General features: G+C 65.2%; 10 protein-coding genes and 1 pseudogene. 4 read left to right on the top strand and 7 right to left on the bottom strand.

What is annotated here, in order from left to right:
- The 4 genes and pseudogenes from ABWO90_RS24915 to def all read right to left on the bottom strand — a co-directional run.
- Positions 1–175 (bottom strand): annotated as a pseudogene (locus ABWO90_RS24915) (protease HtpX); the annotation flags it as partial.
- A 211-nt stretch (positions 176–386) separates the two neighbouring features.
- Positions 387–1,370: a methionyl-tRNA formyltransferase gene (gene fmt, locus ABWO90_RS24910; RefSeq protein ID WP_353193892.1), complete on the bottom strand. Its 984-nt coding sequence runs from the start codon at positions 1,368–1,370 to the stop codon at positions 387–389.
- Between the two features lie 39 nt (positions 1,371–1,409).
- The gene (locus ABWO90_RS24905) at positions 1,410–3,131 is read right to left on the bottom strand and encodes an ArnT family glycosyltransferase (protein WP_353193891.1); all 1,722 of its coding nucleotides are present in this window, start codon (positions 3,129–3,131) and stop codon (positions 1,410–1,412) included.
- Between the two features lie 160 nt (positions 3,132–3,291).
- Entirely contained in the window at positions 3,292–3,795 is a 504-nt protein-coding gene (gene def / locus ABWO90_RS24900; protein ID WP_353193890.1) for a peptide deformylase, read from the bottom strand.
- Between the two features lie 192 nt (positions 3,796–3,987).
- Here def and dprA point away from each other — a divergent pair, with 192 nt between their 5' ends.
- The 3 genes from dprA (at position 3,988) to ABWO90_RS24885 (ending at position 8,555) form a co-directional block, all read left to right on the top strand.
- A complete protein-coding gene (gene dprA, locus ABWO90_RS24895) occupies positions 3,988–5,241 on the top strand; it encodes a DNA-processing protein DprA (protein ID WP_353193889.1) in 1,254 nt (417 codons plus the stop codon).
- Positions 5,242–5,278: 37 nt separating this feature from the next.
- Entirely contained in the window at positions 5,279–5,665 is a 387-nt protein-coding gene (locus ABWO90_RS24890; RefSeq protein WP_353193888.1) for a thioredoxin family protein, read from the top strand.
- Between the two features lie 196 nt (positions 5,666–5,861).
- Entirely contained in the window at positions 5,862–8,555 is a 2,694-nt protein-coding gene (locus ABWO90_RS24885) for a DNA topoisomerase III (RefSeq protein ID WP_353193887.1), read from the top strand.
- Positions 8,556–8,688: 133 nt separating this feature from the next.
- Here ABWO90_RS24885 and ABWO90_RS24880 read toward each other — a convergent pair whose 3' ends face one another.
- The gene (locus ABWO90_RS24880) at positions 8,689–9,657 is read right to left on the bottom strand and encodes a LysR family transcriptional regulator (RefSeq protein ID WP_353193886.1); all 969 of its coding nucleotides are present in this window, start codon (positions 9,655–9,657) and stop codon (positions 8,689–8,691) included.
- A gap of 432 nt (positions 9,658–10,089) precedes the next feature.
- On the opposite strand from ABWO90_RS24880, the gene hemN reads away from it, so the two are divergent.
- Positions 10,090–11,670, top strand: a complete 1,581-nt coding sequence (gene hemN / locus ABWO90_RS24875; RefSeq protein WP_502922702.1) for an oxygen-independent coproporphyrinogen III oxidase — start codon at positions 10,090–10,092, stop codon at positions 11,668–11,670.
- Between the two features lie 120 nt (positions 11,671–11,790).
- Here hemN and ABWO90_RS24870 read toward each other — a convergent pair whose 3' ends face one another.
- Positions 11,791–11,988 (bottom strand): YbdD/YjiX family protein, encoded by a 198-nt coding sequence (locus tag ABWO90_RS24870; RefSeq protein ID WP_353193884.1) that lies wholly within the window; start codon positions 11,986–11,988, stop codon positions 11,791–11,793.
- 25 nt (positions 11,989–12,013) lie between these two features.
- The coding region (locus tag ABWO90_RS24865) for a carbon starvation CstA family protein (RefSeq protein ID WP_353193883.1) at positions 12,014–12,544 on the bottom strand (531 nt) is incomplete at its 5' end.

The following is a 12,544-nucleotide window of genomic DNA, read 5'->3' as shown; positions in this document are numbered from 1 at the left end:
CGTTGTACATGCGCAGCACCATCTTGTCCGAGAACCAGTACGAGAAGAAATTCATCGCAAGCGCAAACGCCAGCGCGAGCATCATGCCCTGCCTGCCGCCGATCATGCCGCCCACCACCATGAACAATGCGGTGATGGCCGCCATCAGCAGGGTGGTCTTCATCCAATTGAACATAGTGTTCTCCTCTGCAAATCTTGATGACCCGAGGAATACACGCACTTTGCGCGTCCTCGGGCGTTAGATGGGGCCGGCTGACGAAAATTCAACGGCGAGCGGCTTCAGCTTAGACTTTTTTCCGACGTTCGACGTGATTTCGCAGGTGGTTCGCGGACGTTTTAGGACATTTTCGCAATGTTGCGACTCCCGGAACGCAAAAACCGCAGAATTACGTCGCCTGCGACGGCGCAACGACGAAAACGTCGCCCGAAGTGAGCGCAAACCCCGTGAGGAACTCACGAACCGGCAGGCGCTTGCCGCCCGGCTTCTGGCATTCGGTCACGCGTAGCGCACCTTCTCCGCAGGCAATGACAATGGCGTCAGCGCTCACTTCGAGCACCGTGCCAGGGGCCGCGCTCGCGCGGGTGGCCACAGGGCTGGCGCGCCACAGCTTGACCGCCGTGTCATGCACCGTGCCGAGCGCGCCCGGGAACGGGTCGAACGCCCGGACCTGCCGCGACAGTACGTCCGCCGGTTTTCGCCAGTCGAGCGCGGCTTCCTGCTTGGCGATCTTCTCGGCATACGTCACGCCCGCTTCGGGCTGCGCCACGCTCGGCAGATGGCCATCACGCGCCAGCTGGCGCAGTGCGTCGACGATCAGCCGGCCGCCCAGCGCCGCCATGCGGTCATGCAGCGTCGCGGTCGTGTCGTCGTCACCGATGGGCTCGGCTTCGCGCAGGATCATCGCGCCGGTATCGAGGCCGGCGTCCATCTGCATGATGGTGATGCCCGTCTCGGTATCCCCCGCTTCGATGGCCCGGTGGATCGGCGCGGCGCCGCGCCAGCGCGGGAGCAGCGAGCCGTGAATGTTCAGGCAGCCATAGCGCGGCAGATCGAGCACTTCCTGCGGCAGGATCAGGCCGTAGGCGGCCACCACCATGACGTCGGGCGAGAGCGCGCGCAGCTGTTCGATGGCCGCTGCGGCCTCTTCGGGATATTTCCCGTTGCGGCGCAGCGACGGCGGCTGCGCGACCGGCATGCCGTGCGCCTGCGCGTAGCGCTTGACCGGGCTGGCCTGGAGTTTCATGCCACGTCCGGCAGGCCGGTCCGGCTGAGTCAGCACTAACTCAACGGGGAAGCCTGCGGCATCGATGGCGGCGAGTGCGGTCTGTGCGAATTCCGGCGTGCCGGCGAATACGATGCGAAGCGTCATGACGAACTTCCTCCTGCCAAATTGCGCAATTGCGATGTCTTACTTGAGCGTCGGCACCGCCGACGGCGCGACGAATGCGCGGAAACGTTCGTTGGTGTCGCCTGCGCGACCGCCCTCCCAGATCTCGCGCCAACCCGTCGGGGCGGGAATGCGCGCATTGGCCTTGTCGAGCATCAACAGTACGCCGCAACGCGACGCCTGGGCCAGATCCGGAATCTGCACCGGGCGAACGTCGATGAAGTAGTCGAGCATGGCACGCTCCGACTCGCCGACGTTGTACGACCCGATGCACGCATTCGCGCCCACCGACGGCACGTTGCGCCGGAGCGTTTCGCTCAGCGCGGCGAACGGCGTGCGATAGCTGCGCGCCTCGTTGATCCACGGCAGCAGCAGCGTCGAGAGCGTGCCCCAGACGAACATCAGCCCCGCGAACCCGAAGACGAGTGCGCCCAGGTCTCGGCGATGCACGATCGCGGACACCCACAGGGCGGCGATGACGAGCGCGGCGACCACCAGCCCCGGCGAGAACGGCAGCGCGTAGTCGAGCGGCAGCCACTTGCCGATCGGCCCGGCCGCCACATGCCCGTTGCCGGTCAGTTGCAGGCCCCAGCGCACCCACAGGAACAGGCCCAGCACACTCATGAGCACCAGCGCCACGCCCGACCATGTCTTCTCGAGCCAATTGGGCAGACGAACGCCCGCGCCAAGGACCGCGATGGCGGGGAAGAGCGACAACATATAAATATCGCGAATCGCCGACGAGACGACCAGCGTCAGCACGAACAGCACCACGTACAGCCACAGCATGGCCTGTTCCGGCCGCTGCGCGACGAAGCGGCGCACGCCGCCGTCGCGGCATTGGGCGATCAGGGCGCCGACGGCCAGCCATCCGGCGGGGAACGTCAGGCCGAGCAGGCTCGTCACGTCGTTCCAGTACGACTTGCGCTCACCGCCCAAATGCACGAAGCCGAAGAACCGGCCGAAGTTGTTGTCCCAGAACCACTCCACGAACAGCGGTTCTGACGCCCGCCAGAACATGACCGGCCAGACGATGACCCAGGGCAGCGCCGCGAGCAGCGCCCAGCCCAGGGCGACGGCATAGCGACGTGTGCGATACGCCGGCACGACCAGCACGGCGAGCGCAGTGAGCGCCAGCACGCCGGGCACGAGCAAGCCCTTGCTCAGGAACGCGATTCCCGCACCGGTGCCGAACAGCAGCCCCCACAGGCGTGGCGAATTGTCCGCCTTCGCCAGACGCGCCAGTGACGCCAGCGCGAGAGCGGCACCTGCCAGTTGGGGTACGTCGGCCGTGAGCTTGTGGATATTCTCGATGGCCCCGAAGCTGCCCACCATCAGCATGGGCGCGAGCCAGTTGAACGTGTCGGTGTTGTGCGTATGTTCGGGGCCGTAGAGCCGTTGCGCGAGGCGTCCGACACAGATGACGGCGATCACAAGCCAGGCGAATACGGCGAGCTGCGCGCCGTCGAAAACCGGCAGTACGCCCGATGCCAGCCGTGCGAAGAACGCCCCCGTCCAATACATGACGGGCGGCTTTTCCACGAACGGATCGGCCGCCACGCGCGGCACGATCAGGTCGTGACCACGGAAGAAGTTGAGGACCATGCCGACGGAATACGGCTCGTCGGCTTTCCAGGGATCGCGGTCGAACAGCCCAGCCAGCAGGAAAGCGAACAGCAGCGCGGCGCTCAGCCAGTAAATCGTGCGGGTGCGGGAAGACGACGAGGTGATGGCGATGGACATCTCGGCAAACAGTCGGGAGTTGGCCCGACGGCAGACGTTCCGTGACGCACCGTCGCAGCAGCAAAAAGCGGGCTCAAGGGCCCGCGAGCGCTGCAAGTATAGAGGACTTTACCGGGCGCGCCCACGGTGAGGGGGCGCCCAAAGCGATCGGACCGTGCGCTCAGGCGCGCTCGACCTGCTTCTTCATCTTCTGCTTGATGCGGTTGCGCTTGAGCGGCGAGAGGTATTCGACGAACACGCGACCCTTGAGGTGATCCATCTCGTGCTGGATGCATACGGCCAGCAGGCCGTCGGCGTCGATCTCGAACTTTTCGCCGTTCTCGTCGAGCGCACGCACCTTCACGCGATCGGCACGTTCGACTTCGTCGTAGATGCCGGGCACCGACAGGCAACCTTCTTCGTAGACTTTCTGTTCGTCGCTGCGCCAGACGATCTCGGGATTGATGAACACACGCAGTTCGTCGCGCGTCTCCGAGAGATCCATGACGATGACTTGCTCGTGCACGTCGATCTGCGTGGCGGCCAGGCCGATGCCGGGCGCGTCGTACATGGTCTCGGCCATGTCCTTGACGAGCTGGCGGATCCGGTCGTCGACCTTGGCGACCGGCTTGGCCACCTTGTGCAGACGCGGATCGGGATATTGAAGAATTGTCAGTAATGCCATGATGAAAAACGGGAATTCGCCGCATTGCCTCGCGGTTGGCCGTGCACGCACAATCGGGCGATGACTGATGCGCCGCGACTTTCACAACGTTCGCGCCACACAGCAGCTTGCCCTGGCCCCCCGGTCAATGCTTACCGGATGATGAAAAATTTTAGCATAGCGCCCTCTCGGGCGCTGGCGCACGGCGATGGCGTGCCCGCCCGGGATCCCCGCCATGAAGGCCGTTCGGGCGCGTTGAGCGCTTCCGATGATGCGTGTTTTCCGCCGACCGGGGAAAACGTCAGCGTATCGCCCGATGGGAAACATATCGGTGCCGACAGCGCGGAAATCAAGGACTGGTTGCGGCTGTGCCACACCCCGGGCCTGCCGCCTGCCGCCGTGAGGCGCCTGCTGACGGTGTGCGGCCCGCCCGGCGCCATCTTCGGGATGTCGCGCGCCGCGTTGGCCGAAATCCTGCCTGCCGACCCCGTCGACCGGTTGCTCGCACGAACGTCACGCGACCTCGACGAGCAGATCACCCGCACCCTCGAATGGGCCCGTCAGCCCGGATGCGCGGTCGTGACGCTCTGCGAACCCGACTACCCACGCGCGTTGCTGGCGTCAGGTGACGCGCCGCCGATCCTGTACTGCCGGGGCGATATCGCGCTGCCGAACCGGTCGGGACCGATGACCGCGGCCCTGGTCGGCAGCCGACGGGCTACGCCGCAGGGATGCGACAACGCCCGGCATTTCGCCCGGGTGCTGGGCAACGCCGGCGTGAACGTGGTGTCGGGACTGGCGGCGGGCATCGACGCCGCCGCGCACGAGGGCGCGCTCGACACGGCAGGCGGCACGTGCGCGGTTGTGGGCACCGGCATGGACATCGTCTACCCGCCGCGCCATCACACGCTGGCCGAGCGCATCGCGCAACGCGGCCTGCTGATGTCTGCGTTTCCCATCGGCACGCCACCCCGTCCCGACCACTTTCCCCGCCGCAACCGGCTGATCGCCGCCCTTGCGCGCTGCACGCTGGTCGTTGAGGCCACAACGCGCTCGGGCTCGCTCATTACGGCACGTTTGGCGGGCGAACTGGGCCGGGACGTGCTCGCCGTACCCGGCTCCATCCACGCGCCGCAAAGCGACGGCTGCCACAGATTGATCCGCGATGGCGCCACCCTGGCGGCATCGCCGGACGATGTGCTGGAGGCGCTCGGTATCGCCGGGAACATACCGGGCGCCGCGACGGTCCATGCCACCACGGACGCTCCCCCTGCGGGAACCAATGGACCGCCGGGCCTCGCAGCAGTCGTGGAATCGCTGGGGTATGATCCGGTCAGCGCGGACACCCTTTGCGAACGCACCGGCCTGGGCGTCGCCGAGGTGCTCGCCCATCTGGGCGTGCTCGAACTCGATGGCCACGTCGCCCGCCTGCCGGGCGGCCGGTTTTCCCGACGAGGCGCCCGATAGCTTCAGCCACCACCCCGGATAGCCAAACCACCGAGCCATGCCTGTATTCGATCCCGTCACCGACCGTTCCGCGCTGGCCGCCGCGCTCGCCGATGGCAACACGCGCCTCGTGGCCTGTCTGTGTGCGGCGTGGTGCGGCACCTGCCGTGAATACGCGCAAACGTTCGAGCAACTGGCCGCCGGTCGTCCGGACCTGTGTTTCGTCTGGGTGGACATCGAGACCCATGCCGACTGGCTTGACGACCACGACATCGAGAATTTCCCGACGTTGCTGGTGCAGGACAGCGGACAACCTGCCGGGCAAGCGCGCTTTTTCGGCCCGGTGCTACCCGCAATCGGCATTCTCGAGCGCATGCTCGACGCCCGCGTGCTGGGCGACGCCACCGTGGCCGCCCCCGCCCTGCGCGAACATCTGCTGGGCTGAACACCCCCTGGCGCTACCGGCTGCGGCCGGCCCGGGCGCCCCGCCCGCCCACCCTTGCCGACGGCTTGCGACGCGCTTATGATGTGCCGCTTCCAGGCACGCCTTGTGCCCGATCCGACGGCAACGTCGGATTGGCTATATGTTATAAAGCCAACGAATGTCGCTTGGCGACACCCCCTCACCATTACCTAACGTCATGTCAAAAGCTCTGATCATTGCCGAGAAACCGTCCGTCGCGAACGACATCGCACGGGCGTTGGGCGGCTTTACGAAGCATGACGAGTACTTCGAGAACGACGACTACGTCGTCTCGTCGGCGGTTGGCCACCTCGTCGAAATCGGCGCGCCGGAAGACTATGAAGTCAAACGCGGCAAGTGGAGCTTCGCGAACCTTCCCGTGATTCCCCCGCACTTCGACCTCAAGCCGATCGCCAAGAGCGAGTCGCGCCTGAAGGTGCTCACACGTCTCATCAAGCGCAAGGACATTGATGTCCTGATCAACGCCTGTGACGCGGGGCGCGAAGGGGAGCTGATCTTCCGCCTGATCGCGCAGCACGCGAAGGCGAAGCAGCCGGTCCAGCGCCTGTGGCTGCAATCGATGACCCCGCAGTCGATCCGCGACGGCTTCAAGCGTCTGCGCACCGACAACGACATGCTGCCGCTGGCGGACGCCGCGCGCAGCCGTGCCGAGGCCGACTGGCTCGTGGGCATCAACGGCACGCGTGCCATGACGGCCTTCAACAGCAAGGGTGGCGGTTTCTTCCTGACGACGGTCGGTCGCGTGCAGACGCCGACGCTGTCGATCGTGGTCGAGCGCGAAGAGAAGATTCGCAAGTTCGTCTCGCGCGACTATTGGGAAGTGAAAGCCGAGTTCGTGGCGTCTGCGGGCTTCTACGAAGGCCGCTGGTTCGACCCGAACTTCAAGCGCAACGAATTCGATCCGGAACAGCGCGACTCGCGCCTGTGGAGCCTCGCGGCCGCCGAGTCGGTCGTTGCGGCGGTGCGCGGCAAGCACGGCACGGTCACGGAAGAATCGAAGCCGTCGACGCAACTCTCGCCGCTGCTGTTCGACCTGACGAGCCTGCAGCGCGAAGCCAACAGCCGTTTCGGCTTCTCGGCGAAGAACACGCTGGGTCTGGCGCAGGCGCTGTATGAAAAGCACAAGGTGCTGACGTACCCGCGTACCGATGCACGCGCGCTGCCGGAAGACTATCTGGCCACCGTCAAGGAGACGATGGCCGTGCTCAAGGAGAGCAACAACTATCACCAGTTCGCGAACCAGGTCCTGAACAAGGACTGGGTCAAGCCGAACAAGCGGATCTTCGACAACAGCAAGATCAGCGATCACTTCGCCATCATCCCGACGCTGCAAGCGCCGAAGAACCTCTCCGAGCCGGAGCAGAAGCTGTACGACCTCGTCGTCAAGCGCTTCCTGGCGGTGTTCTTCCCGGCCGCCGAGTATCAGGTGACGACCCGCATCACGGAAGTGGTCGGCCATCACTTCAAGACCGAGGGCAAGGTGCTCGTGCAGGCCGGTTGGCTGGCCATCTACGGCAAGGAAGGCGCTGACGACGGCAAGGACACCAAGGGCAAGGAAGACCAGCCGAACCTGGTCCCGGTCGCCAAGGACGAGAAGGTCGGCGTGGACAAGGTTGAAGCCGTGGGCTTGCAGACCAAGCCGCCGGCGCGCTACAGCGAAGCCACGCTGCTCTCGGCGATGGAAGGCGCGGGCAAGCTCGTCGAAGACGGTGAGCTGCGCGAAGCGATGGCGGGCAAGGGACTCGGCACACCGGCCACACGTGCGGCCATCATCGAAGGTCTGTTGACGGAAAAATACCTCGTGCGCGAAGGCCGCGAGTTGCATCCGACGGCCAAGGCCTTCCAGTTGATGACGCTGCTGCGCGGCCTCGGCGTGGACGAACTCACGCTGCCCGAACTCACTGGCGAGTGGGAAGCCAAGCTCTCGCAGATCGAGCGCGGCGGCCTCAAGCGCGACGAGTTCATGCACGAGATCGCGCAGATGACGCAGACCATCGTCAAGCGCGCGAAGGAGTACGACTCGGACACGATTCCGGGCGACTACGCCACGCTTACCACGCCGTGCCCGCATTGCGGCGCGGTGGTCAAGGAGAACTATCGCCGCTTCGCGTGCACGAACTGCGCTTTCTCGATCTCGAAGATCCCGGGCGGACGCCAGTTCGAAATTCCGGAAGTCGAAGAGCTGCTCAAGAACAAGACGATCGGACCGCTGTCGGGCTTCCGCAGCAAGATGGGGCGTCCGTTCTCGGCGATTCTGAAGCTCTCGCCCGATGACGAAATGGGCTACAAGCTGGAGTTCGACTTCGGTCAGGACAACGGCGACGAGGACGGCGAAGCGCCGGACTTCACCGGACAGGAGCCGGTCGGCAAGTGTCCGAAGTGCGGCGGGCGCGTATTCGAGCATGGCATGCGTTATGTCTGCGAGAACGCGGTGGCCAATCCGAAGACCTGCGACTTCACGTCGGGCAAGGTGATTCTCCAGCAGGAGATCACGCGCGAGCAGATCCACAAGCTGCTCACCGAAGGGAAGACGGATCTGCTGACGAACTTCAAGTCGTCGCGCACGGGTCGCACGTTCAAGGCGTATCTGGCCAAGCAGAAGGACGGCACGATCGGCTTCGAATTCGAGGCCAAGGCCCCGAAGAAGACGGCCGCGAAGGCCGGCGACGCCGAAGGTGACGAGAAGGCCACCCCGGCACGCAAGACGGCTGCCAAGACCGCGGCGAAGAAGGCCCCGGCGAAGAAAGCCGCCGCCAAGAAGACGACCGCGAAAGCCAAGCCGGCCACAAAGACCGCGTCGGCCGGCAAGTCGGACGAAGGCAGCTTCGACGAAGACGACGCACCGTTCTGATCGTCTTGATGCGTTGAGTGCCCCGCTTCACCGGGGCAACGAAAAACGGCCACTCCCTCACGGTAGTGGCCGTTTTTTCCTGGGCGGGAGGCGGACAACAGGCGGTTCGCGCGTCGTCCCTGCCGCCCACGCGTTACATCGGAATTTCGGTGATCGGCGTCGTCGGCGACGGCAGCTTGGGTGGCACCCAGCGCTCGGCGGCCGAAATGCCCTCGTTCTGACGGAAATATTCCACCGTCAGGTCGATGAAGCCGCGCGTCTTGGCCGACAGATACTTGCGACTCGGGTACACGAGCGAGACGTCGACCGGCGTTTGCGTGAAGTTGCGCAGCAGCGCGACCAGATCGCCGTCGCGTACGTCGTTGCCCACCAGATAAGACGGCAGGAACGCAATCCCGTGGCCCAGCAGCACCGACTGACGCAGCAGCGCCGTGTTGTTGCAGATGAACTTGTTCTGCACGCGCACGCGCACTTCGCCATCCGGACCGGCGAACACGCGGTCGTCGCTCCAGAAGTCGTTCGGCAAGCCCAGCACGCCATGCTCGCCCAGTTCCTGCGGCGTCACGGGTTCGCCATGCTCGGCGATGTACGCGGGCGAGGCGCACAGCATCACGCGTGTCTCGGCCAGCACCCGCGAGATCAGGCTTTCGCTGTTGATCATGCGCGTGAGCAGAATGCCGCAGTCGTAGCCTTCTTCCACCAGATCGATGGCGCGGTCGGTCAACGTGAGGTCGACCACGACCTTCGGGTGCATTTCCTGATACTTCTTGACCAGCGGTGCGAGGTTGCGCAGGCCGAACGAGACTGGCGCCACGACCTTCAGGGTGCCTTTCGGATCGCGTGACGCACTGGAGATGAGGGCGTCGGCCTCGTCGACTTCGTCGATGATCTGCCGGCAGCGTTCGAGATACACCTGCCCCGCGCCGGTGAGCGACAGGCTGCGGGTGGTGCGGTTGAGCAGGCGAACGCCGAGATGCGATTCAAGTTCCGCGACGTGACGCGTGACCACGGCGGCCGACAGATCCATCTGGGCAGCCGTACGGGCGAAACTCCCGTTATCGGCCACTTTGACGAAAACGCGCATCGATTGCAGACGGTCCATGTTGTTTCCAATCGTGATGTGCCGCGTCGTTCCGGCAAAGACAAGCGAAGTGAGGCTTGGGCGAACCGGGGATGCATCTGCGCAACCCGCAGGCACCGGCCAAGCCGCCGCCCCGGACCGGTCCGGGGGGCGCCGCGCGCGTGCCGCCAGGGGTGTCGACACGGCGGGGAACGTCAATAAGACGCAATTCAGGCGTTAGCTTACCGTAGGCGGCCAAAAATTGCCTGTCGTGGCAACGATTTCGGGGCATTGCTGCGCAAAATGGCACCTTCGACGACGGTTTTTGCACGGCGATGTCCGTTCAGCCCCGTCCCGCGTCGCCGACGAGCCGCCTGCGAGGTGTTTGACGCAGGTCAGTGCGGCCCGCGCCCCCCGGGGCTACATTGGACCATCCCGTCCTATCCCGTCCCCCGTCCCGTTAAGCGCCTCACCATGTCCGCCCTGTCTCCGCTGTCGACGTCCTGTGCCAGTGACTCCGTCACGTCCGGCCCTCCTCGCCCCTCCCATGATCCGCACGTCGAAACCCGATGCCCGGGTTGCGCGTCGCGCGCCGGTGCGAATGGTCACGGTGATTCACCGTGCAAAACGCGGCGCGACGCACCTCAAGTGATCCAACCCGCCGCTCGTCCAGCCCCGGCCGCGCCGATCTTTTTCGACGCGCGACTGCTCGGCCGATACGACGTGAACGGCCCGCGCTACACCTCGTACCCCACGGCGCTTCAGTTCCGCGATGATTTCGGTGCCGAAGACTATGCGCGCGCCGCCGCGCAATCCCGACGCACCGGCAAGCCGCTCTCGCTGTATGTGCATGTGCCGTTCTGCGATACCGTCTGCTTCTACTGTGCGTGCACCAAGATCGTGACGAACAACCGCGCGCACGCCGACGCCTACGTCGAACGCCTGCATGTCGAGATCGCGCGTCAGGCGTCGCTGCTCGGCGCCGGACGCGTGCTCTCGCAAATGCACTGGGGCGGTGGCACACCGACGTTCCTGTCGCTGGAACAGATCGCGTCGGTCATCGACGCGATCAGCCGCCAGTTCGTGATGACGCGCGACGACAGCGCCGAGTACTCCATCGAGATCGATCCGCGCAGCGCCGGACCGGCGTCGATTCGCGCACTGCGCGCGCTCGGCTTCAACCGCCTGTCCATCGGCGTGCAGGACTTCGATCCGCGCGTGCAGGAAGCGATCCATCGCGTGCAACCCCGTGCGCTGGTCGAGGCAACACTCGACGCCGCACGCAGCAGCGGCTTCCGTTCGGTCAATTTCGACCTGATCTACGGCCTGCCGCACCAGACACCGGAGTCGTTCTCGAACACGCTCGACGCCGTGATCGAGATGGCGCCGGAGCGCCTGTCCGTCTTCAGCTACGCGCATCTGCCCGAGCAGTTCAAGATGCAGCGTTGCCTGCCCGACGCATTGCCGGACGGCCCGCAGAAGCTGGCCCTGTTGCAGACCATCATCTCGCGTCTGACGGCCGCCGGTTACGTCTACATCGGCATGGATCACTTTGCACGGCCCGACGACGAACTCGCGCGCGCCCAGGCCGCCGGCACCCTGCATCGCAACTTCCAGGGCTACAGCACACGCGCGGATTGCGACCTCATCGGCGTGGGCATGTCGTCCATCGGACGCGTCGGCGACAGTTACGCGCAGAACGCCAAGACCCTGAAGGATTATTACGAAGCCATCGACGCCGGTGGCCTGGCCGTCCGGCGTGGCGTGCGTCTCGACGACGACGACCGCATCCGCCGCGATGTCATTTCACGCCTGATGTGTCACATGGCACTGGACTTCGAGAGCGTCGAGCAGGCGCACGACATCGACTTCGTCTCGTACTTCGCGGGGGAGTTGGGCGAGCTGGCCGATCTGGCGGCCGACGGTCTCGTCGCCATCGACGCGCACGGGCTGCGCATTCTGCCTGCCGGGCGGTTGCTGGTGCGTGTCGTCGCGCAGGTGTTCGACGGCTATCGCCGCAGCGCTGCCAACGCACGCTGCGCGAAGGTCATGTAATTCGACGTCGCGTACGCGGTGCTTCGCCAATAAAAACGCCCGGTGGAAAGCCACCGGGCGTTTTTATTTCGAGCGTTGCGAACGATTGAGGCGTCGCAGGCTATCGCAAGCGTCGGCCCGTCAGCAGCATCGGCCGCCGTTCTTGCCGCCGTAGCGCGCCTCCTGCCGCTCGCGGAAGAACGCCTCGTAGCTCATGACCGGCTGATCCGGGTGCGTGGCGTTCATGTGCGCCACATACGTGTCGTAATCGGGCAGGCCGACCATCAACCGCATGGCCTGTCCCAGATAGCGTCCGACCTTACCGACTTCATCGAGCATGATGCGTCCTCCTGTGCTTGACGCCTCAGACCTGACGGCCCGCCGGCATCGGTTCGAACGGCGTTTCGTTGGCGGTCGGCTTGTTGGCCTGACGCGCCTGAAGGATCGTGCGCACACCGAAGAGCGCCACGGCCACCACCACGAACATGAACACACCGGAGAGCGTGGCGTCGACGTAATCGTTGAACACGATCTGCTGCATTTGCGCGACCGACTTGGCCGGTGCGAGCAGCTTGCCGTCGGCCAGTGCGGCCTGATACTTCGCGGCGTGTGCCAGGAAGCCGACCTTCGGGTCCGGATCGAACATCTTCTGCCAGCCGGCCGTGAGCGTGCAGGCAAGCAACCACAGCGTCGGCAGGATCGTGACCCAGGCGAAGCGCTCGCGCTTGAGCTTGAACAGCACGCAGGTCGCCAGAATCAGTGCAATGGCGGCAAGCATCTGGTTCGAGATACCGAACAGCGGCCACAGCGTATTGATGCCGCCGAGCGGATCGACCACGCCCTGATACAGGAAGTAGCCCCACGCGGCCACGCACAGCGCGGTGGCGATCAGGTT

Origin of the sequence: Pandoraea pnomenusa, from assembly GCF_040391475.1 — a bacterium.
In the GTDB taxonomy this organism is placed as follows: domain Bacteria; phylum Pseudomonadota; class Gammaproteobacteria; order Burkholderiales; family Burkholderiaceae; genus Pandoraea; species Pandoraea pnomenusa_C.
Note: the sequence above shows the minus strand (reverse complement) of the source record. Positions and strands in the feature narration are given on the sequence as shown.